Below are 22,160 nucleotides of genomic sequence, written 5' to 3'. Positions count from 1 at the left end.
CCTGGGAGCGTTCCGCATCGGACGTGTCATGTGACTCCGAAGCGAAGGACCACCTCATCATGCGAAGACGCCTCAGGCCGGGCTCGGTCCCTGCGGTGCTGGCCCTGACGGCCCTGACGGCGGCGGCTCTCGCCGCGCCGGCGGGTGCTTCCCAGGCCGGACCCCCGGACGTGACCGCGCTCAGACCGTCAGCTGACTCGAACGCCACCCACGTCGTGCGGCTGATCACCGGTGACCGCGTCGTGGTCACCGAGGCAGGCGGCAAGAAACAGGCCACGTTCTTCCCCGACTCCGACAGCCCGACGGGAACCGCCGCGATCGTGCAGCACGGCGGGGACATCACGGTGACCCCCCGGGAGGCGATGCCTCTCCTGGACTCCGGCGTCCTGGACCCGCGCCTGTTCGACGTGGGTTCGCTCATCAACCAGGGCTACGCGGACGGCGCCGAACTTCCGCTGATCGTGCGGGGCAGCAGCGTCTCCGCCCCGGTTCCGGCCGCCTCGCGCCAAGTCAGGCGACTGCCTGCCCTGCGCGCCACCGCTACCCGGGTCGAGGCGGCCGACGCACAGAAGTTCTGGTCCGGGCTCCGTGACGCGGGGGACGGGGCGAGCGCGAAGAAGCTCGCCGACGGCGTGCAGAAGGTGTGGCTCGACGGCAAGGTCACACCTACCCTCGACCGGAGTGTGCCGCAGATCGGCGCACCTGCCGCCTGGGCCGCAGGCTACGACGGCAAGGGCGTGAAGGTTGCGGTCCTCGACACGGGCGTCGACGCCACGCACCCCGACCTGTCAGACCGCATCGACGAGACCAGGAACTTCTCGGACGCTGCGGACACCGTGGACCGCTTCGGCCACGGCACGCATGTCGCCTCGACAATCGCGGGCTCGGGTGCTGCAGCAGGCGGGAAGTACAAGGGAGTCGCTCCCGGCACCAGGCTCCTGATCGGAAAGGTGCTCGGCGACAACGGCTCCGGTACGGAGTCCGGCGTCATGGCAGGCATGGAGTGGGCCGCGCACAGCGGTGCGAAGGTCGTCAGCATGAGCCTCGGCTCGAACACCTTCACCGACGGCACCGATCCCATGAGCCAGGCTCTCAACGCCCTGACCGAGGAGACCGGGGTCCTCTTCGTCGTAGCCGCGGGTAACGTCGGGCCCAATCCGTCCACGGTGGGCACCCCGGGCGCCGCGGACGCGGCGCTGACCGTCGCGGCGGTCGACAAGCAGGACAGGATCGCGTCCTTCTCCAGCCGAGGCCCGCGCTTCGGGGACAACGCCCTCAAGCCGGATATCGCGGCACCGGGCGTCGACATCGTCGCCGCTCGCGCTGCCGGCACCTCCATGGGCACTCCGGTCGACACGTACTACACCTCGGCGAGCGGCACTTCGATGGCCACCCCGCATGTCTCGGGCGCGGCCGCGATCATCGCTCAGGAACACCCCGACTGGAAGGCCGCCGACATCAAGGGCGCCCTGATGTCCAGCGCCAAGGTGTTGCCCGCCGGCGCCTTCGCCGAGGGATCGGGGCGGGTCGACCTGGTCACCGCCATTCAGGCGAGTGTGTGGGCCACCAACGCCTCCTTCGGAAGGTACGAGCAGGGCACGGCTTCCGATCCGGTCACCCGTACCGTCACCTTCCACAACACCGGAGACAAAGCCGTCACTCTCACCCTGTCGGGCACGTTCACGCGTGACGGGGCAGACGAGATCGCCGGCGCTCTGACCCTGGGCGCGGACCGCATCACGGTCCCCGCGGGCGGAAGCCAGGACGTCCCGGTCACCCTCGATCCCGACGTCGCGGCCATCGGCGGCACGTACACCGGAACCGTCACGGCTACCGGCGACGGCATCAGCGCCCATGCGACCGTCGCCCTCACCAGGGATCTGCCCACCTTCAAGGTCGGCCTGAAGGTGATGATGCCGGACGGGACCACGCCCGACAGTTCGAGCCTGGAGGTCTACAACCTCAGGTCGAACGATGCTCCCGAGCGTCTGCCGCTGAACACCGACGGTTCGGCCATCGCTCAGCTCAAGGCCGGCCGCTACACGGTCCTGGGCCATGCGTTCAGGGGCACGAAGACGATGTCGTTCGTCCTGCCGGACATCAACGTCACCGACCACGACCTGACACTCACCGCCGACGGCCGCAAGGCGGCCTTGATCCGAGCGAAGACGCCCAAGCCCAGTGAACTGGCTCCTGCGAGCATCGCGCTTTCTCGCCGGTCGGATGAGCAGAACATCGGTGTGACCGCCATCCTGTCGGGGATGATCGGGGGCTCGTACGTTCTGCCGTCGGCCGCTCCCCAGGACGGCGTTCTCACGTCCACCGTCGCCCAGAACCTCCGCTCGCGCCCGATCTCGGCCCGCGCCCAGTTGCCGGGCGGACCGTTGGATCTCACCACTCAGTACGTGACGGCGACCTCTCGGTTCGACGGCAAGCGTTCGCTCACCGCGATCGATGCCGGAAACGGAACGGAAGCCGACCTTTCCGCCCACGATGTCACCGGAAAGCTCGCCCTGGTCCGTGTGGGCGGGGAGTCCGTGTACGACGTCCTGCCCCGACTGGCGTCCGCCGGCGCATCGGCCGTGATGCTGGTCAACAGCGCGGACGAGCCGCTCGCCATCGGCGCAGCAGCCGACGTGCCGGCGTTCACCGTGCCGAAGAGCGAGGGGGACAAGGTCGCGGCGGCACTCGCCCGGCGCCCTGTCACCGTGCGGATGACCGGTGAGCTCACCCCCAGTTACGTCTACCGGCTCGTGAAGGGGCACCTCGGCGCGGTGCCCGCGAGCCAGACCTACGCCCCCCGCCGGTCGGAGTTCGCGGACGTCCGCACGGTGGACTACTCGCCCGCGCCGGCCACCACCACGGACAACCTGTACACACAGGCCTCGTGGATGGGTGTGAGTGCGGCCACCGGCGTCGGAATAGGCACCCCCGACGAAAGGGTCCTGGGGACCACGCAGCACGCCTACCTGCTCGCCGCCGACACACAGTGGATGCGCCAGGTGCTCCCCTCGGGATACCTGTCGGCAAAAACCCACTCCGGGCCGTTCACCGTGTACAAGGCGGGCACCGAGACGACGGAGAACTGGTTCCAGCCGGTGCTGCACGCGGGCACCGGCGGGGACTCGAAGACGCAGCCCACCCGTACCGGTGACAGCATGATCGTCACCATCCCCAAGTACGTCACGGGCCGATCGGAGTTCTCCGAGTTCGGCGGCGACAACGCCGACGGGGACCAGACCGAGTTCCGGGCCTACCAGGACGGCACCCTGATCGGCAGGGCGCCCAACGCCTGGGTCGAGATCAACAATCTGCCCCAGGAGAAGAGCAGGTACCGATTCGAGATGGACGCGAAGCGGAACAACAAGTGGTGGTCCGTCAGCACGGAGGAACACACCGCCTGGTCGTTCTCCTCCGCGCACGTCGACGAGGCAACCACGGCCCGGCTGCCGCTGATCCGGGCCGATTACGACCTGGACGACGTGGCACTCGACTCCAGTGTCAAGGCCCGTCAGAGCCACCGTCTGGCCGTCTCCTTCCGTAACGCCGACGGCACCCGGCCGGCACTCACCAAGGCGGCTCTGGAGGTCTCCTACGACGAGGGCGTCACCTGGCGGAAGGTCTCGGACCGGCCCGACGGGGAGGTCCTCACCGGCAGGCTGACCGCCCCGAAGGGCGCAACCGGGATCTCCCTGCGCATCCACGCCGAGAACGCGTCCGGCAGCACCATCGACCAGACCGTGATCCACGCCGTGCACGTGCGCTGAGCCCGCCGGCTCCTCAGATCGCCGGAGGCCGTGCGTCCCGTGGGGGGTACGCACGGCTTCCGGCCTGCTTCGGGGCCCGGCGGAGACAGAGTGACGAGCGCCGTCCCACGGGGCGGCGATATCCCGCCATTACCCTTCGGCCCCCCAGATGCCGTCCTGAGGGCACTGTTGTGACCTGTCACAAATGCGCCGTCCGGCCGTCCTTGCGGGGTGCATCCATCGCCGTACAGGCTTCCGATGGGCTCGAACTCCGGGCCCGTTGGAAGGAGTTGCCTGACCATGCGCAGACCATTGGTCCAGGGATCTGTGGCGTTGGCGCTGACCGCGCTGATGGCCGCTGGTGCCGCGACACCAGCGGGAGCGAGGCCCGACGAAGGGCCACGCCTCACTTCCCTCACCCCGGCGAAGACCGCATCGGCGATCCACACGGTACGACTGATCACCGGCGACAGCGTCGTCGTCAGCGGGACCGGCGACCAGCAGATCGTCGCGTTCAAGCCGGACGCGGACAGCCCGGCCGGCGCTGCGGAGATCCAGCAGCACGGCACGGACATCACCGTCATCCCGGACGAGGCCCGCGACCTGCTGGCCGCCGGCACCCTCGACCCCCGCCTGTTCGACGTGGATTCCCTCATCGAGCAGGGCTACGCGGACGGTGCGGACCTGCCACTGATCGTCCAGGGCGCGAAAGCCTCCGACCCCGTCCCGGCCGGCGCCGCACGGGTCCGCAAGGTGGCTGCCCTGCGGGCATCGGCCGCCCGGGTCGAACCCGCGAAGATACAGACCTTCTGGTCCGGGCTCCGCGCCAAGAAGGACGGTGCGACGACGAAGAAGCTGGCCGACGGCGTCCGGAAGATCTGGCTCGACGCCAAGGTGACCACCACGCTCGACAAGAGCGTGCCGCAGATCGGCGCGCCCGATGCCTGGGCGGAGGGCTACGACGGTACGGGCGTGAAGGTCGCGGTCCTCGACACGGGCGTCGACTCCACCCACCCCGACCTGGCGGGGCACATTGCCGAGGCACGCAACTTCACCGATACGGACGACGCCGTCGACCACCACGGCCACGGCACTCTAGTCTCCTCCACGGTCGCAGGCTCGGGCGCCGCGTCCGGAGGTAAGTACAAGGGCGTCGCACCGGGCGCGCACCTCCTCGTCGGCAAGGTCCTCAACGACGGCGGGCAGGGCAGCGATTCCTCCGTTCTCGCCGGGATGGACTGGGCCGCGCACAGTGGCGCCAAGGTCATCAGCATGAGTCTGGGCACCAGTGGTGCCAGCGACGGTACCGACCCGCTCTCCACCGCGGTCAACGACCTGACCGCCGAGACCGGAACCCTGTTCGTCATCGCGGCCGGCAACACCGGACCCGATGCGACGACCATCGGATCGCCCGGTTCCGCAGATGCCGCGCTGACCGTCGCCGCAGTAGACAAGGCGGACAAGCTCGCCTCGTTCTCCAGCCGGGGCCCCCGCCTGAACGACGGCGCTCTCAAGCCCGACATCGCGGCTCCCGGCGTCGACATCGTGGCCGCGCGGGCCGCGGGTACCACCATGGGCACGCCTGCCGACCGGAACTACACGGCAGCCAGTGGTACTTCGATGGCCACCCCGCACGTTGCGGGCGCGGCAGCCATCGTCGCCCAGGCCCACCCGGAATGGGACGCCGCCCAGATCAAGGGCGCGCTGATGTCGGGGGCCCGCGTCCTGGACGGCGGCGCCTTCGCCGAGGGCTCCGGTCGTACGGACGTACCTGCTGCGGTGCATGAGTCGGTGTGGGCCACCAACGCCTCCTTCGGCACCATCTCTCCCAAGGGACCGACCGCTCCACTCACCAGGACGGTCACGTTCCACAACACCGCGGACAAGGCGGTCACACTCGCCCTGTCCGGCGACCTCAAGCAGGACGGCGGCACTGTCGTGCCGGGCGCCCTCACCCTGAGCGCCGACTCGGTGACCATCCCGGCTGGCGGCAGCAGCGACGTCGAGGTCACGGTGGCCCCGGACCTCGCCACGACGTACGGCTCCTACACCGGGACCGTGACCGGTACGGCCGTCGGCGTCACCACGCACGCGACCGTGGCGCTCAACCGCCTCCAGCCCACTGTGAAGATGGCCGTCAACGGGGTGATGCCCGACGGCACTCCGGCCGACTCGTCGAGCGCGATCACCATCTACAACCTGCGCAGCAACAACCCGCCCCTGAACGCGCACCTGGGCGCCGGCGGCACGACGACCGCCTCGCTCCAGCCGGGGCGCTACGCGGTCATCGGCCACCTGCGCAAGGGGCTGGAGACCGTCTCGTTCGGCCTTCCGGACGTCGTCGTCGGCGACGAGGACCTTTCGGTGACCGCGGACGGCCGGACCGCCGTGCCCATCAAGGCAAAGACTCCCACCCGCAGTGAACTGCGCAGCCTCGTCCTCAGCGTGAGCAGAAAGTCTGCCGAGCAGTCCATCGGCGCCAGCGCCACCTATGTGCTGGGCCGCGCCGGCGGTCACCAGTGGGCGATCCCGAGTGCGAAGCCGCAAGACGGCGTCTTCGGCCAGACCGTCAACTGGATGCTGCAGAGCCCGCCGATCGTGGCGAAGGCGAAGCTGCGCCACGGAGCCGAGGACCTGGCGGCCGAGTCCTATCTCGCTTCGGGGCGTTGGGACGGCACCCGCCGCCTTCAGGTGGCGGACGTGGGCCAGGGGGCCGAGGCCGATGTGGCAGCCCATTCCCCCAAGGGAAAGGTGGCCCTGGTCCGGGTCGGTGGAGAGAGCATCTACACCGTCATCCCCAGGCTCGTCGCAGCGGGGGCGTCGGCCGTCATGATGGTCAACAGCGTGGACGACCGCCTGGTGGGGACGGTCGAAACGACCGTCCCGGTCTTCGGCGTTCCCAAGGGCAAGGGCGACAAGGTCGCGGCCGAGCTGAAGGAGCGGAAGGTCGCCATCGACCTGACGGTCGAGAGCTACCCGTCGTACGTGTACGGCCTGGTGCGCGGTGTGACTGACGGCATCCCCGCCGACCAGACCTACTCCCCGGCGCAGAAGGACCTGGCAGAGGTCGACCTCAAGACGTATTCACCCGCCGCCGACCCCGCCACGCTCGGCAACAGCCAGGACGGCTGGCTCGGTTACAGCAACCTCACCGAACGGGGAAACGGCGCGTTCGCCGAGGTGGCCTTCGGCGCGACCCAGCATGTCTACCTCGATGCCAGGAACACCAAGTGGCAGCGGGTGGTGACGCCGGTCGGCAACGGCGCCCATACCGTGTCCCTGCTCCACCCCTACCAGCCGGGCAAGACCGTCACGGAGGAGTGGTTCAAGCCGGTCGTGCGCTCAACCACGCCTCCGTCCGTCAACGCTCCGGGCAGCGGGCTGACTCCGTCCCGCGACGAGGAGGGGATGATGGTCCAGTTCCCGGTGTGGGCCTCCGCCACCGGAGGCTCCTGGGAGGGTGCCTCGATCACTGCGGGCGACGTGGACGAGTTCCGCGCCTACCGCGACGGTGACCTCCTCGGCACCAGCACCTACCCGTTCGTCCAGATCACCGGCCTTCCGGCGGAGAAGTCCGAGTACCGCTTCGAACTCGACGCCAAGCGCACTGCTCCCTGGTGGAACGTGAGCACCGAGGCGCACACCGCCTGGAAGTTCAGCTCGGCGCAGCCGGACGGCATCGGCTGGACGTCCCTGCCCCTGCTGCACGCCGACTACGACCTGGACGGCGTCAGCCTCGACAGCACCGTCAAGGCCGGGGCGGAACAACGCCTCAATGTCGCCTTCCGCAACGCCGACAAGTCGTCGTCGCGGGTCACCAAGGCGTCGGTGCAGGTGTCGTACGACGGCGGGGCGACCTGGCACAAGCTGACCGCCCACGTCACCTCGTATGCAGCGAGCGTCCGCTTCAAGGCGCCCAAGGGCTCCGGGGGAGTGTCCCTGCGCATCCACGGTGAGAACGAGGCAGGGAGCAGCATCGACCAGACCGTCATCAACGCGGTTCGCGTCGTGAAGTGACCCACACCGGCGTCATAGGAGATGCGGGAGTGACTACGCAAGCCGTGACGGGCTGAGCGAGAGGCGTCTGGAGGGCAGAAGCCCGCCCGGCGCCTCTTGTCACGAGTCCAAAAGGACTGCCGCGATGGGCCCTTGGGTCAACAAGGGTGAGATCGGGTGCGGAACCTGGCCGCTTCGTGAATGCTGCGGCATACGCCATAACGCCACCATGCCGCTCCGCGCGAAACCGGAGTGATTGAGCCCTGACACCGTGGGAAGAATCGGGTCTCGTTGGGAGAGGGATTGATCGCTAGGATTCCTGACATGCCCATAGCCGCAGCGCAGTCCGGAGCCGGGCCTGTCCCACTCCGGATCCAGCTCCTCGGCGGATTCCGCGCCAGCAGGGAGAACGGTGCGCCGGTCGCAGACCGCTGGCGGCGCACCACCGGGCGGACCCTGGTGAAATTCCTCGCGGTGGCGCCGGAACGTATCCGGCACCGCGAAGAGGTCATGGACATGATGTGGCCGGAGGCCGACCCTGTCACCGGACTGCGCAACCTCCGCGTCGCCCTCCACGCCGCCCGCCACGCCCTCGAACCCGAACTGGCCCCCCGCGCCGGCTCCGCCTACGTTCTCAGCGAAGGCGACCTGCTGAGGCTGGCACCCGACCTGGTGCTGGTGGACATCGAGGAGCGGGAGGCCTGCGCACGGGAGGCGCTGCGCACGGGAGACCTTGACGCGATGTTCGCCGCGCACGCCGCTCTCGGGCCCGAACTCCTGCCCGAGGACCGGTACGAAGACTGGGCCCAAGCTCCCCGGGCGGCACTGGGACGGCTGCGCGAGCAACTCACCTCAGGGCTCAGTGAGAGGCTGATCGCCCAGGGCCGGCCCGAAAGGGCCCTCCAAGTCCTGCGTACCGCGGTCGACGAAATGCCCACCGACGAAGCCCGGCACCTGCTGCTCGCGCGCACCTTCCTCGGCACTGGGCAGCCGCGCCTCGCCGTCCAGCAGTACCACGCATGCCGGGAGGTGCTCACCGACGAGCTGGGCGTAAGACCCTCCGCCGAGTTCGAGGAACTGCACCGTTCGGCGCTCGCCGACATCGCCCCGCGCCAACCCGTCCTGGTCGGTACCCGGCCACAGTTACTGCCCGCGGCCATACGGCAGCCAGCGCCACTGCCCCTGATAGGCCGTCAGCGGCCGTTGGGTCTCCTCACCGAGCACGCCACCTCGACCACCGGCAGTGCGCTGGTGCTCGTCCGGGGGGAGGGGGGATCGGCAAGACCCGGCTCGTCGCCGAGGCCGCCCGGCGCGCCGCCGGGAGCGGGGTCACCGTGCTGTGGGGCGCGGTCCACGAGGCCGAGGGGCACACTCCCTACGGTGTCTTCGCCGAGGCGCTCGACAGCTATCTCGCCGCCTGTCCCCTTGAGGAGCGCGCCGCGATCGGTGCCGAACACCCCGCCCTCACCGCCCTGCTGCCCAGCCTCGGGGCACAGCCACCCGCCGTCGGCAGCCCCGAGGAAGAACGTGCCCGACTCTTCCGCGCTGTGTCGGGCATGCTCACCGACCTCGCCGCCGTCAGGCCCGTCCTGGTCGCCCTCGACGACCTGCACACCGCCGACCCCGGCTCGCTCAGCCTGCTGCACCACCTCGTCCGCACCGCCCACCCCCGGCGCTGGCGATTCATCGGCACCCGTCGCGACGAACCCGCCAGGACGGGCGGCGGGGAGGCCTACGCCCTCGACGCCTTCATCAGCCGCCGGATGGCCGTCGAGATCGATCTGCTGCGGCTCGGCCGCGCGCACTGCGACGAGCTCGCCGCTCTCGCCGCCCGCGAGCAGGCATGCGGGAGTAAGGACGCGGAGGCCTCCCGCATCTTCGAACTCTCCCTCGGCAACCCGCTTTTCGCCCTCGAACTTGCTGCTGGGCGGCCCTCCGAACGCCATTCGCACGGAGTCCGCGCCGGGGCCACCCGCAAGGGCGTCGAGATCCCCGACCGCATCCGCGGTCTGGTCGCCCAGCGGCTGGCCCGGTTGCCTGTCGACGCTCGCCGCGCCCTTTCCGCGCTCGCCGTCGCCGGGCGCGGAACGGTAGCCCTGGCCGAACTGGAGCCGGTCGTCGCCCGCGCTCTTCATCCACCGCTGGGCAGCCCGGCCGTCATCGCCGCGCTGGACGCAGCCGTCGAAGCCGGCGTCGTTGACGAACGCGACAGCGTCGTCGCCGGTCGCCCCAGCCCCGGCTACGCCTTCCGCCACCCCCTGGTCCGCCTCGCCTGCGCCGACCAACTCAGCAACGGGGCGCGGCGGTTGCTGCATTCCGCATACGCGGACGCCGTACTGGAGGTACGGCCCGACGCGGTCGACACCGTCGCCTACCACCTCTCGCTCGCAGATGACAACCGCGCCCCCGAATTCCTCCGCCGCGCCGCACAGCGCGCCGCCGCCCTCTACGCCAACGACACCGCCTGCGGCTACTACGAGGAGCTGATCACTCGGCTGGACGCCACCGGCGACCCCACCGCCTCCCTCGCCCGCCTCGACTGGGCCGACGTCCTGCGCCGCGCCGCCCACTACAGCGAGGCCGAGGACGTGCTGCGCCGCGCCCACCGGGACCTGCGCGACGCGGGCGACAGCCCCGGGGTCCGGCGTGCCACGGTGTCACTGGCCGAGGTACTCGGTCGGTCGGGCCGGCCCGAGGAAGGGCTCACCGCCCTCACCGAACTTGCCGAGACCGTCGCCACCGCGACCGCGGAGGAACGCGCCACCCTCTACGTCTCCACCGCGGCCCTCAGCTTCCACGCGGGCCGCCCCGCCGACGCCGCGCACGCCGCCGACCGGGCAGAGGACGCCATGGCGCATCTCCCCGAGCGGGTACGCTTCCCGCTTCAGGCACGGCTGCTCACCGTCCGCTCCGCCTCCCTGCTCGTCGCCGAACGCCCCCGCGACGCCCGACTGACCGCTGGCCGGGCGCTGGAAGCCGCCACCCGGGCAGGCGATGTGGCCCTCCAGTCCAGCGCCCTGTCCGTGGTCGGTGAACTCGCCCGCAAGGAAGGCCGTCTGGAAGCGGCCCGCGATCATGCCAGGCAGGCCGTCGCCCTCACCCGACGGATCGGTGACCCCTCGGTCCTCGCGTTCGACCAGAGCAACCTCGCCGGGGCCGAACTCCTCGTCGGCGCCCACCAGCGGGCCGACGCGCTCGCGGAGTCCGCGGTAGCGCTCGCCCGGACTCTCGGCGCCACTTGGTGCTTGCCCTACACCCTCGTCACCCTCGCGGAGGTCCGGTTGCACACCGGGCGTCTCGACGAGGCGGAAACCTCGCTGGCCGAGTGCGCCAACGCCCTCGGCGACAGCGGAGATCCGCAGGTCGGAGCTGGTATGCGACGGCTGGCGGCAGAGCTTGTCCAGCTGCGCGAGGCCCCTGTCACCAGCACTCCGTGACCACGGTAATCGCCGGGTAACGGCCACTGGCTAAGTTCTCCCCGCGGCCCTGGTCCCGGGCCGCGACGTCCAGTTGCGGGCCGAACGGGGGGAGGCCCATGGATGCTACGACCGGTGCCGACGGCACCGTAACCGCCGTTGTCGACGCGGGCGGTGAGCCGTGGGAACGCGTACAGGCACTGCTCGAAAGACGCCTGTACGACCTGCCTCCGGAGGGCCTTCTCGAAGTGGTCACGGTCGATCGGCACGTGAGTGCCGTACTCCCCGACTGGTGCTCCGCCGCAGGTGTCACCGTCCTGGCCACCGAGGAGACCGCGGACGCCACCTCGTTCCTGCTACGCGTGCCCGCCCACGCAGAACCGTCCTTCGCTTCCACCGACCTTCCGGAGATCTCGTGAGACGCCGCTATCGCGCGCACCTGACCCTGATGCTCGCCACCTCCCTGCTCTGGGCGCAACCACTCGGCGCGGCTGCCGCACCGGCACCTGAGACCGCTGTCGCCACCCCGGCCCTTGCCTCGGCCCCGGTCCGTACCGCATCAGTCACCCTCATCACCGGTGACCGGATCACCATGGCCACCGCGCCCGACGGGACGACGTCGTACACCGCTGCCCCGCCGGAGGGCGCGGCACCCGGCCGTATCCTCACCCGCAGCGACGACGGCGCAGACGCGTACTTCTATCCCAGTGACGTCATCGGCCAGGTCGGCACGGTCCTCGACCCCGAACTCTTCAACGTCAGCGCGCTGATCCGCGACGGCTTCGACGATGCGCACCGCGACTCGGTGCCTCTGATCGTGCAGCACGCGGCCACCGCCGAGCCCGAGGCGCTGGAGGCCGGCGGACTGCTCCCGGCCAAGCGGGAGTTCGCCTCCCTGCACGCCCGTACCGCCGTCCTCGACAAGGACGACGCGGACCGGGTTGGCAGGGAACTCGCGGACGCGACCCCCGCCGCCGGCGGCACTGCGCCGCGTGTCCTCGGCGCCGACGCCGGCGAGCTCAAGGGCATCAGCCGCATCTGGCTCGACGGCAAGGTGAAGGCCGACGCCCTGGACCGTAACCTCGCACAGGTCGGTGCGGACAAGGCGTGGGCGGCCGGGCGTACCGGCAAGGGCGTGAAGGTGGCGGTCCTCGACACGGGTGCCGATCAGACGCACCCCGATCTCGAAGGGCGCATCAGCGCGACCGCCGACTTCACCGGCAGCGGCGGAATCCTGGACAAGGTGGGCCACGGCACGCATGTTGCCGCGACCGTCGCGGGCAGCGGGGCGGGTGCACCCGGTGTACGTTCCGGTGTCGCCTACGACGCCGATCTGATCGTCGGCAAGGTTCTCGGCGATGACGGCTCCGGCTCCGACTCGCAGGTCATCGCGGGTATGGAGTGGGCGGTCGCGCAGGGCGCGAAGGTCGTCAACATGTCGCTGGGCAGCGGCGCGACCAACGGCAAGGACGCGGTGACGACGGCTCTCGAAGACCTGGCGACCTCCTCCGACACGCTGTTCGTGGTGTCCGCGGGCAACAGCGGTCCCGGAGTCTCCACGGTCTCGGCCCCCTCCATCGCGCCGCACGCCCTGTCCGTCGCGGCCGTCGACTCCGACGGTGGCACCGCCTCGTTCTCCTCTCGCGGCCCGTCCTTCAACGGCACCGTGAAGCCCGAGATCGCGGCCCCCGGCGTCGACATCGTCGCTGCCCGCGCCACGGGTGTCACCATCGGCACCATCCAGTCCGACCCCCGCTACACGGCCCTTTCTGGTACGTCGATGGCCGCCCCGCACGTAGCGGGCGCCGCCGCCGTACTGGCCGAGGAACACCCCGACTGGTCGGCCGACCGGCTCAAGCACACCCTGATGTCCACGGCGACCGCACCGGCCGTGAACCAGGTCGTCCAAGAGGTGGGCAGCGGCGTCGTGAACGTCGACGCGGCGCTGAAGCAGCCCGTCGTGGCCGACACCGGCGCGGTCGACTTCGGGCAGGCAGAGGCCGACGGCGGACCGATCACCCGTACCGTCGAACTCACCAACACCGGTGGCGTGGCGACCACGCTCGACCTCGGGGCCACCCTGGCCGCCGCGGGCGCGCAGGCCCCGGCCGGCATCGTCAGCGCCTCTCCGCCCCGCGTCGACCTCCCCGCGGGTGGTTCTGCGAAGGTGACCCTCACCGCGAATGCCGACGGCACCCCGTCCGGAGCGTATTCCGGGGCACTCACGGCCACCGGTGGTGCCACTGACCTCCGCATACCTCTGGTCCTGGACCGGGCCAAGAACCTCACCATCCGCAACCTCGACCGGGCGGGCAACCCCACCGCGGGCCAGGTCAACCTGCTCAACGCGGACAATGGCAGCACGTACGCGTTCCCCATCGGCACCAGCGGGACCGCGACCGTCCGGGTTCCCGACGGCCGCTACATCGGCCTGGCCACCCTCTCGATGCGGATCGACGGCATCAACCAGCTGGCCGTCGTCAGCGCCGACCTGGCCGCGAACCAGAAGACCATCGTCTTCGACGCCCGCACCAGCCGCCCCTGGAACGCGTCCGTGAAGGGCCGCGACACCCGGCAGGAGTCCCTCACGGCCAACGTGCGACGCAGCACCGACGACGGAAAGTACGGGCTCAGCGACACAGTCCTGGTCGGCGGGGCCTACGGGCCCTTCGGCACCGACGCCCTGTGGATCACCCCCACCACCGACGCCGACCTCGGCACCGTCCTGTTCAACGAGCACTGGCGGCTCGCCGACGCCGAGAGCGACCACTTCGCCGGCGACAGCTCCGTGCTGTACGACCTGGCCTTCACGTCCGACAAGGTGCCCGCAGACCCCCGGCACATCCTGACCCACCGCGACCTCGGCCAGCTCGCCAAGGTCAACACCACCCATCGCGGTATGAACGAGAGCCTCCGCTACCAGGAAGGCAGCACGCCCTACGGCACCGGCCTGACCGGCCTGAACGTCACCTCGCCCTCCAGCCTCACCGTGCCCCGCTCACGCACCGAGTACATCACCGCCCAGGGCGTCAGCTGGCTGCGCTTCAGCTACCGCCGTGCCCTCGGCGTGGTGATGGACTACAGCCCTCAGAAGTTCACCTACACCCCGGGCCGTACCACCAAGGCCACCTACTTCGAGGGCCCTCTCTCGATGGCCGCCGGCGGACAGATCACCGGCGCGCGGCTCCAGCTGGGGATCCAGGACAGCGTCAACGCTGTTGGCCGGCCCGGTATGTACGCCGACTTCAACGTCCCCCAGCGCTGGTCCTCCACCACCCGCCTGTACCGCGACGGCGTCCTCGTCGCGGACAAGGGCAGCACGATCGACGAGACCTTCGCGGATGCGGGCCCCGCCTCATACGAACTGACCCGCTCCTTCACCTCGCAGGGCATCTTCCCGATGGGCGGTGAGGGGACCGCCACCTGGAAGTTCTCCGCAGACGGCCGCGCGAGCACCGAGACCGCCCCGGTCAGCCTGCTCAACGCGACCTTCGACGTCCCGCTCGACGACCTCAACCGGGCTCGCCCCGGCCGGGCGCTCGACGTGACGGCGCAGCTCACCGGAGCCCAGGGCCGGCTCCACGGCGTCCGCGCCTGGGTCACCGCCGACGGCGGCAAGACCTGGACGCGGACCGCGGCGCTGGGTGGCCACGACGGGCGCTTTCACCTGACAGCCCGGCCGTCCTCCTTGGTGTCCGGTGGCTTCCTCGGCCTGCGGCTTGCCGCGCGGGACAGCGCCGGCGGCTCGCTCGACCTCGCCCTTCCGAGGGCGATCCCCGTACGCTGACACGCGCCACGCCGGGTGCCTCCGGTTCCGGACCGGGGCACCCGGCTTCGGTGCGTGTACGGGCGAGATCCCCTTCCGTCGAGAGCACCGCAACCGGCACATCACGCCCCTGCTCCCGCGACGGTCACCAGGCTGCGTTGCCGCGCAGGAGCAGGGCGGCCAGTGCCAGGGCGTTGCCGCGTGGAGAGGCGATGTCGAGGCCGGTGAGCTCGGTGATCCTTGCCAACCGGTTGTCGCGTACACGACTCAGTAAGAGGCGTAGCCCGTTGCGGACTGTCGCGGCGACCTCCACGTCCTTCACGTCCGAGGGCAGCTCGCTGTATCCAGGGCGGGCCATGGCTCACCCCGATCGTCCGGTCGCCGCCGAGACGGCTTGGTCCACGGTGTGGTGCAGACCGTGCGGACCGAGGTGGCCTGCCAAGGGGTGACGGGTCAGCTCCAGTTCCGCGCGTGCCCGAACGTGAGCCAGGTGCAGGTCGATGCGCTGCACGGCCAGTTCGTCTCTCACTTCGTCGAGTGCGTCGAGGACGGGGATTCCGAGGCGGTAGCTGCCGGTCAGGTCCAGGACGACGGCTCGCGGGGGAGGAGTGGTGCGCTCGGCCTGGTCGCGGACGGCGAGGCGGACGCGGTTGACGTTGCCGAAGAACAGGCTTCCGTCGGGCCGCACGGCGAGTACGCCGGGGGTCGTGGCGGCGTCCGGGTGCTGTGCCGTACAGACGGGTTCCGGGCAGGCGCCCGAAGACCGCGACGTTGCGGCGGCTGGCCGCGGCGATGAACAGGACGAGGGAGAGCGCCACGGCGAGGAGCAGCCCGGGCAGCAGGTCGAAGAGCAGCACTCCGACTCAGTACGGTGAGGGCCACCCACAGACTGCGCCGGTCGTAGGTCGCGTAGCGCCGCAGTTCGCCCACCCTCATGAAGCCGCGTACGGCCACGATCACGATGGCGCCCAGGACAGGTTCGGGCAGGTCGGTGAAGAGCGGCGTGAGGAAGGCCCCGGTCAGCAGGATCAGGGCGGCCGCGATCAGGGACACCATCGGGGTACGGCCGCCCGCACCGGTGGCGGCGGCGCTGCGCGACGCGCTGCCCGAGACGACGAAGCCCCGGACCAGGCCGACGGCGATGTTGCTGAGGCCGACCGCGGTCATCTCCCGGTCGGCGTCGACCTCCTGGCCGTGCTCGCGGGCGAAGCGGTTGGCGATGCTGAACGCTTCGGCGAAGACCACCAGGGCCACGCCGAGCGCACCCGCGGCCAGGGCGATCCAGTTTTCGGCCGGGATGCCCGGCAGATGCGGAACCGGGACGGCCGAGGGGATCTTGCCGACGATGTCCACGCCGTGGTCCTTCAGGCCCAGCGCCGCGGACAGGACGAGTCCCAGGACGAGCACGATCAGCGCGGCGGGCAGGCGGGGTACGAACCGTTCGAGCAGGAACAGCAGCGTCAGTGAGGCCGCTCCGACGGCGAGTGTGGCGAGCGACCAGTCGGGTGCCTTGCTCAGGAGGGTCCACAGCCGCTCGAAGAAGTTGCCGTCCCCGCTGGAGACGCCGGCGAGTTTGGCGCCCTGGCGGACGACGATGGTCAGGGCCATTCCGAACAGGAAGCCGACCAGGGCGGGTTCGGCGAGGAAGTTGGTGATGAACCCGAGGCGGGCGAGGCCGGCGACCAGCAGGACCACTCCGACGATGACCGCGAGGGCGGCCGACAGCCCGACTGCGTCCTTGGTGTCGCCGCTGATGTCGGACACCGTCGCGGCGGACAGGACAGCCGCCGCGGATGTCGCGCCGATGATGAGGAAGTTGGAGCGCCGCCCGAACAGCGCGTACACCAGCAGAGCCACCGGGGCGGCGTAGAACGCGTTCTGCGGAGGCACACCGGCGATCTGCGCGTACGCGACACTCTCGGGGACGATCAGGGCCCACGCCGTGAGTGCCCCGAGCATGTCGCCGCGCAGCAGCCCCTTGCGGTAGTTCCTCATCCAGCTGGGCACCGGCAGGTCTCGGCGACGCTGCCGTTGACCAGCGCCTGGAGATCGACGCGGAAGGCGACACGTCAGTCGGTTCACATACGACGGCTGCGGTAGGCCGACAGTGGTGGAGCGACCGGACGGACGCCGGTCGAGTGCGCAGTACAACGAGATGGGGCTTCCGGTGCAGATCACCGATGCTGCCGGGCTCATAACGCGTCAAACGTTCGATGAGCAAGGCAACCGAACGTCTGTCACCGATCCCAGCGGGGCCACAACACATTTCTCGTACGGCGAGCTGGGACATCTGACGTCGGTGTCTGACGCCATGGGGGGAACCTCATTCATGGTCTGCGACCGAGCGGGGCTGCCCGAAGAAATCACCGACTCCCTGGGTGCCGTCAATCGTATCGAGCGGGATGCCTTCGGCCGCAAGATTAAAATCATTGACGCCGTCGGGGCGACCACCTGCTTGGAATGGGCAATAGAAGGTCAGCTGGCGCGCCAAGTCATGCCGGACGGCAGTGAACAGAGCTGGACGTTCGACGGGGAAGGTATGTGCATTGCGCACAGTGATGCGATGGGACGCATCACCACCTCGGAATACGGCGACTTCGATCTTCTCGTAGCGCGAACCGGGCCTGATGGGTCTCGATTCGAGTTCAGTCACGATGTTGAATTGCGCATGACGAGTGTCACCAATCCCCAGGGCTTGGAGTGGCGCTACGATTACGATTCGGTCGGTCGCCTCAACTCTGAGTCCGATTTCGATGGTCGCACCGTCACGTATACCTACGATGCGGCCAACCGGATGACTTCAAGAACGAACGTCCTCGGCCAAACCATTCGGTACGGATACAACAGTCTCGACAAGATAGTCCTCAAGGACAATGATGGCGAGATAACCACCCTTGAATACGACGTATTTGACGAGCTCGCCTCAGCGACAGGCGCAACCGCGAAGCTCTCTCGGATACGGGATCGGTATGGCCGTCTGCGCTCGGAGACGGTGGATGGACGCACTTCTACTTACCGGTACGACCGACTCGGTCGGCGCGTCGGGAGGATGACCCCTCGCGGCGCCGTGAGCGACTGGACTTTCGATGCCGCAGGGCGCCGCAACCATCTCACGACATCCGGACGGGAAGTATCGTTCGAGCGCGACCCTGCCGGGCGGGAGCTCGTCCGCCACATCAATGAGACGATCACGCTGGCGCACACCCTGGATTCGTCAGGTCGCCTCGCCACTCTGGACATCACAGCTCGGGGTCGGCGTCTCCAGCGTCGCGACTACGCCTATCGGGCAGATGGCAGCATAGCGAGAGTCGGCGATCAACTCGCCGGCGAAAGCGCATACGACCTCGATGCCGTTGGTCGCATTACGGACGTACATGCTTCTGGCTGGACGGAACGGTACGCGTACGACGCAGCTGGGAACCAGACGTCCGCAAATTGGCCGTCAAGCCTCCAGGGCCACGAAGCAGCGGTGGAACGCTCCTACCGCGGAACCACCATCCAGCACGCTGGCCGCACTCGTACGTTCATGACAAGCAGGGGCGAATGGTCTCCCGCCAAAAAACTCGGCTCTCGCGCAAGCCCGAGAACTGGCGCTACGAGTGGGACGCCGAGGATCGCCTGAGGTCGGTCACCACTCCTGAGGGTCAGAATTGGCGATATACCTATGACGTGCTCGGGCGACGCATTGCGAAAGTTCGCGTTACAGACGACGGACGTACTGTTCTGGAAAAGATACTGTTTTCCTGGGACGGTGCGGTCCTCTGTGAACAGATCCACTATAGTGGAGAGTTGTCGTGCCCTGTCTGCCTCACCTGGGATTATGACGGCCTACGCCCGATAGCCCAGACGGAACGCATCATTACCGCGGAGACTTCACAAGAGGTAATTGATGAGCGATTCTTCGCCATAGTCACCGACCTCATTGGAACCCCCAGTGAGCTCATAGGTGAGGCAGGTGAAATCGCCGCACGCTTTGGGGAGTGACGTCGTGGTCAGTGAAGAACACGACTTATACTCCGCTTCGATTCCCAGGTCAATACTTCGACCCTGAAACTGGGCTCCACTACGATTTCCATCGCTACTATGATCTGGAAACTGCCCGCTATGTATCTCCGGATCCCCTCGGCCTCATCCCGGCACCCAACCCCATCGCGTATGTCCGAAATCCCCACCTATGGTTTGACCTGCTTGGGCTCAAGGCATACATCGGTCAAGCCGACCCCGCGAGCCAGGCGGGCAAACTCAGCATGCTCGCCGACAAAATCGCTGCACACGGTGACATCAATAAGCGAGGAATTCCGGGGGTGCAGGATGTGGACATTCCCGAGTACCTCGAGGACATGATGACCGCAAAGCCTGGCATTAAGATGAGGGACACCCCGTCGGGTAACCCTCGATGGGCGTGGTGGGATGATCCGACTGGCACCATGCTAATCCGTGAGGGATCCAACGGTAGCTTCATGCAACCAAGCGACGGCTACAGTTATTACTTGCGACAACTCCAGGAGTAGCGCCATGAACGCAATTTCGAGATCTCAGCACGGATCATCGGATGCACCCCAAACGGACGAGGCATGGTCACGCCTCAATCGATCGGCAATCAATAGCATCGCCAAGTACGACGCTTGCCGTTTGGAAACCGAACTGGAAGGACTCGCTCCCATAGTTCGTGAAAAAGTTACAGAGCCATTGTATTCCATGCGAAATCTGTTTTCGTCCTGGGAAAATCTTGTGCGCCGGATGGAGTCCGGGTGGAAACTGCCGGGGCAGTATCCGATCAGCGCCTACGTCAATGATCTGGACTCACGCAGCCGACTGCAGACCGACCTGGGCAAATTGAACGATGAAGCTCAGGCGGTACTGTCCCCTCTGCTGGCAGAGTTGGACAATCGCTTCAATCGTGAGTCGGTGCCTGACGATTCGGGTGAGCTCCGGCCGTGGCTGAATCCGTCCTCAGGTGCAGAGCCAGACAGATTCTGGCTGCGCAAGCCTCGTAGGCACCCCTGGTAGACGTCGGACCGCCGCAAGGCGGGGCATGCAACGTGACTGCCGCCGAATAGTAAAGAGCGCAATCACGGTCGGCGGCAACGAAGGGATACTCGCATCTGTGGCATTGAGCCGAAGTGTCGTAGGTGTCAAAAAATCGGGAATCCATGAAAGTTTCGAAGCGCGGGTGGAGCTCATTGGTGGCTTCACCGGAGCCGGCGCCAGGGTCTCCGAGCACGTGGCCGCTGACCAGGTTAAGGGCCGTGTTGGTGCCATCCAGACGTGTGGAACCCCGCCCCAGTCTTGCGCTCCAGGCGGCAGCTTCGAGCAGCAGGGGCGGCGCGGCGTGCAGCGGCTACCTCGTATTTCTCGTACACCTCGAATGGGCGGCTGCAGGTGCCCGGGCGCCAGCTATCCTCGGGGTTGACTTAACGGAGTTTGGTGGACACGAACGTCGATAATGCGAACCGTCAGGTGCGGCTGAGCTTCCTCGGATAGCTCTGCGGCGCCGGCAGCAGGAGCGCTTTCCGGCCGTACCAAATGGAAGGCCACCAGCCCTGGCCAGGGCCGTACGAGCCGGCCGTCCTGCGAGGCGAGGACATGGGCGCCGATGAGCGAGTCCGAGGGCTGACGCGGAGGCGCACCGGCGGGAGCGGAATGCCGGGGGCTCCGGTACCAGGACGGCGAAGAGCTGTACGTGCGTGACGAGCTGCTCGTCGAATGGTTTACGAGGTGCGCGTCAGGGCAGCTCGGCGCCTCCACGGGAGCGGTCGGATCGTGGAGACGCTGGGGCGCCCGTTCCCCGGGATTCCCTACGACATGTCCGGCCCGGACGCGATGTTCGGGCTGTCCTCGGATGCCCATCCGGCCGAACTGGGGGCGGAGTTCATGACCGAGGGTCCGGGTGTGGACCAGTCCGCCGGATCTGCCGCCCCGAATGCATGAGGCATGCACCTACTTGCCCGGCTTTCGCCCTGATTTTGCTTGCCTTCTCCTGCGAGAACACCCCTTGACGCCCTTGCCGGCCGGACCTACATTCCTCGAATAGATCGGAAAGTGTCCTAACTATTCAACGAGGAGCCACTCCATGGCCGCTCCGGTGAGGGGAACCCCGGGTACCCCGCGCACCATGCGTGCGATGAATGACCGCGCGACCCTGGACCTCCTCGTGGCGCACGGCGCCTTGACCCGGGCGCGCATCGGCGAACTCACCGGCCTCTCCAAGGCGACCATCTCGCAGATGCTGGAGCGCCTGCAGAGCGCCGGGCTCGCCAGGGCGGTCGGGGCGCAGACCGGAGGCCCCGGTCCGAACGCACTGCTCTACGAGGTCGACGCCTCCGCCGGGTACGTCGCCGCACTGTCCGCAGGCCCCACCGGCATCACCGCGATCGTCGCGGACATCGCCGGACAGGAGGCCGGCCGCTGTCACATCGCGGCGAGCGCCGTCGCCGAGGACGTGCGCCACCGCACCGCCCAGCTTGTCGCCGAGGCCGTCGACGGGGCCCTCAGCCAGGCCGGGCTCGGTCACAACGACATCGAGGCCGCCGTCATCGGCACGCCCGGAGCCATCGACCCGCGCAGCGGACAGCTCCGCTACGCCCCCCACCTGCCCGGCTGGCACTCCCGCACCCTGCGCGGCGAACTCGCCGAGGTGCTGGGCACCCCCGTGGACATCGAGAACGACGTCAACCTCGCCGCGCTCGCCGAGCAGTACGACGGCGCCGCGCGGGACCGGGACAACTACGTGCTGGCCTGGATCGACGAGGGTGTCGGCGCCGCCATCGTGCTCGAAGGGACACTGCTGCGCGGCGCGACCGGGGGAGCGGGCGAGATCGGCTACATGCCCCTGCCCGGCGCACCTCTCGCACGCGAGGGAGCAGGGCAGGGCGGCGGCGGCTTCCAGAGCCTCGTCGCCGCGGCCGCCGTACGACGCCTTGCCGGCGGCACCGCCTCGCTGGAGGAGGCGCTCGCCGACGACTCCGTACGCGAGGAGCTCGCCCGCCGGCTGGCCACCGGCCTGGCCTCGGTCGTCGCCGTGGTCGACCCCGACCTCGTCGTGCTGTCGGGCAGGGTTGCCCAGGCCGGCGGCGAAGCGCTCCGTGCCCTCGTGGAGCGGGAGATGACCGGCCTCGCGCTTCCCCGGCCCGAGCTCCGCATCAGCGACCTGAATGGCGACCCCATCCTCATCGGAGCCCTGCGCCGCGCCCTGACCCGGGCACGCCACACCGTCTTCGACACCTCCGCCTGACC

14 protein-coding genes and 1 pseudogene are annotated in these 22,160 nt (G+C 68.8%); 12 read left to right on the top strand and 3 right to left on the bottom strand.

Annotation, left to right across the window (positions count from 1 at the left end; all coding sequences use genetic code 11):
* Positions 1 to 59 precede the first annotated feature (59 nt).
* From ACIOEW_RS33155 to ACIOEW_RS33130, 6 genes and pseudogenes are all read left to right on the top strand, one after another.
* Entirely contained in the window at positions 60 to 3,767 is a 3,708-nt protein-coding gene (locus ACIOEW_RS33155) for a S8 family serine peptidase (protein WP_401968452.1), read from the top strand.
* Positions 3,768 to 4,046: 279 nt separating this feature from the next.
* A complete protein-coding gene (locus ACIOEW_RS33150) occupies positions 4,047 to 7,763 on the top strand; it encodes a S8 family serine peptidase (RefSeq protein WP_401968450.1) in 3,717 nt (1,238 codons plus the stop codon).
* A 303-nt stretch (positions 7,764 to 8,066) separates the two neighbouring features.
* Positions 8,067 to 8,771, top strand: a pseudogene (locus ACIOEW_RS33145) (tetratricopeptide repeat protein); the annotation flags it as partial.
* Positions 8,762 to 11,179, top strand: a complete 2,418-nt coding sequence (locus ACIOEW_RS33140; RefSeq protein ID WP_401968448.1) for an ATP-binding protein — start codon at positions 8,762 to 8,764, stop codon at positions 11,177 to 11,179. The pseudogene ACIOEW_RS33145 and the gene ACIOEW_RS33140, both read left to right, overlap by 10 nt.
* 98 nt (positions 11,180 to 11,277) lie before the next feature.
* Positions 11,278 to 11,577 (top strand): hypothetical protein, encoded by a 300-nt coding sequence (locus ACIOEW_RS33135; protein WP_401968446.1) that lies wholly within the window; start codon positions 11,278 to 11,280, stop codon positions 11,575 to 11,577.
* Entirely contained in the window at positions 11,574 to 14,945 is a 3,372-nt protein-coding gene (locus ACIOEW_RS33130; protein ID WP_401968443.1) for a S8 family peptidase, read from the top strand. The genes ACIOEW_RS33135 and ACIOEW_RS33130 overlap by 4 nt, the downstream gene beginning before the upstream one ends.
* A gap of 124 nt (positions 14,946 to 15,069) precedes the next feature.
* Here ACIOEW_RS33130 and ACIOEW_RS33125 read toward each other — a convergent pair whose 3' ends face one another.
* From ACIOEW_RS33125 to ACIOEW_RS33115, 3 genes are read right to left on the bottom strand one after another with little or no spacing between them, the layout of a single operon-like run.
* Positions 15,070 to 15,282 carry a hypothetical protein gene (locus tag ACIOEW_RS33125; RefSeq protein ID WP_401968440.1) on the bottom strand — a complete coding sequence of 71 codons (213 nt, stop codon included), beginning with the start codon at positions 15,280 to 15,282 and terminating at the stop codon, positions 15,070 to 15,072.
* Between the two features lie 3 nt (positions 15,283 to 15,285).
* Positions 15,286 to 15,612: an STAS domain-containing protein gene (locus ACIOEW_RS33120; RefSeq protein ID WP_401968438.1), complete on the bottom strand. Its 327-nt coding sequence runs from the start codon at positions 15,610 to 15,612 to the stop codon at positions 15,286 to 15,288.
* Complete coding sequence (locus ACIOEW_RS33115) at positions 15,501 to 16,919, bottom strand: SulP family inorganic anion transporter (protein ID WP_401968435.1); 1,419 nt, start codon at positions 16,917 to 16,919, stop codon at positions 15,501 to 15,503. Before ACIOEW_RS33115 ends, ACIOEW_RS33120 begins: the two co-directional genes overlap by 112 nt.
* Positions 16,920 to 17,091: 172 nt before the next feature.
* Here ACIOEW_RS33115 and ACIOEW_RS33110 point away from each other — a divergent pair, with 172 nt between their 5' ends.
* From ACIOEW_RS33110 to ACIOEW_RS33085, 6 genes are all read left to right on the top strand, one after another.
* On the top strand, positions 17,092 to 18,546 hold the full coding sequence (locus tag ACIOEW_RS33110) for a hypothetical protein (RefSeq protein WP_401968433.1): 1,455 nt from the start codon (positions 17,092 to 17,094) through the stop codon (positions 18,544 to 18,546).
* Positions 18,468 to 18,908 (top strand): hypothetical protein, encoded by a 441-nt coding sequence (locus ACIOEW_RS33105; protein WP_401968430.1) that lies wholly within the window; start codon positions 18,468 to 18,470, stop codon positions 18,906 to 18,908. The genes ACIOEW_RS33110 and ACIOEW_RS33105 overlap by 79 nt, the downstream gene beginning before the upstream one ends.
* Before the next feature lie 11 nt (positions 18,909 to 18,919).
* A complete protein-coding gene (locus ACIOEW_RS33100; RefSeq protein WP_401968427.1) occupies positions 18,920 to 19,435 on the top strand; it encodes an RHS repeat-associated core domain-containing protein in 516 nt (171 codons plus the stop codon).
* A 4-nt stretch (positions 19,436 to 19,439) separates the two neighbouring features.
* On the top strand, positions 19,440 to 19,934 hold the full coding sequence (locus tag ACIOEW_RS33095) for a hypothetical protein (RefSeq protein ID WP_362557687.1): 495 nt from the start codon (positions 19,440 to 19,442) through the stop codon (positions 19,932 to 19,934).
* Between the two features lie 753 nt (positions 19,935 to 20,687).
* Positions 20,688 to 20,855 (top strand): hypothetical protein, encoded by a 168-nt coding sequence (locus ACIOEW_RS33090; RefSeq protein WP_401968424.1) that lies wholly within the window; start codon positions 20,688 to 20,690, stop codon positions 20,853 to 20,855.
* Positions 20,856 to 21,039: 184 nt separating this feature from the next.
* Complete coding sequence (locus ACIOEW_RS33085) at positions 21,040 to 22,158, top strand: ROK family transcriptional regulator (protein WP_362557688.1); 1,119 nt, start codon at positions 21,040 to 21,042, stop codon at positions 22,156 to 22,158.
* The last annotated feature ends 2 nt before the right edge of the window (positions 22,159 to 22,160 follow it).

Source organism: Streptomyces sp. NPDC087901 (assembly GCF_044742205.1).
Taxonomy (GTDB): domain Bacteria; phylum Actinomycetota; class Actinomycetes; order Streptomycetales; family Streptomycetaceae; genus Streptomyces.
Note: the sequence above shows the minus strand (reverse complement) of the source record. Positions and strands in the feature narration are given on the sequence as shown.

Excerpts from the sequence above, each read along its gene's own strand:
- ACIOEW_RS33150 (WP_401968450.1), top strand. The coding sequence starts at position 4,047 with ATGCGCAGACCATTGGTCCAGGGATCTGTGGCGTTGGCGCTGACCGCG.
- ACIOEW_RS33155 (WP_401968452.1), top strand. The coding sequence starts at position 60 with ATGCGAAGACGCCTCAGGCCGGGCTCGGTCCCTGCGGTGCTGGCCCTG.
- ACIOEW_RS33105 (WP_401968430.1), top strand. The coding sequence starts at position 18,468 with ATGGTCTCCCGCCAAAAAACTCGGCTCTCGCGCAAGCCCGAGAACTGG.
- ACIOEW_RS33140 (WP_401968448.1), top strand. The coding sequence starts at position 8,762 with ATGCCGGGAGGTGCTCACCGACGAGCTGGGCGTAAGACCCTCCGCCGA.
- ACIOEW_RS33135 (WP_401968446.1), top strand. The coding sequence starts at position 11,278 with ATGGATGCTACGACCGGTGCCGACGGCACCGTAACCGCCGTTGTCGAC.
- ACIOEW_RS33125 (WP_401968440.1), bottom strand. The coding sequence starts at position 15,282 with ATGGCCCGCCCTGGATACAGCGAGCTGCCCTCGGACGTGAAGGACGTG.
- ACIOEW_RS33115 (WP_401968435.1), bottom strand. The coding sequence starts at position 16,919 with ATGAGGAACTACCGCAAGGGGCTGCTGCGCGGCGACATGCTCGGGGCA.
- ACIOEW_RS33095 (WP_362557687.1), top strand. The coding sequence starts at position 19,440 with ATGAACGCAATTTCGAGATCTCAGCACGGATCATCGGATGCACCCCAA.
- ACIOEW_RS33085 (WP_362557688.1), top strand. The coding sequence starts at position 21,040 with ATGCGTGCGATGAATGACCGCGCGACCCTGGACCTCCTCGTGGCGCAC.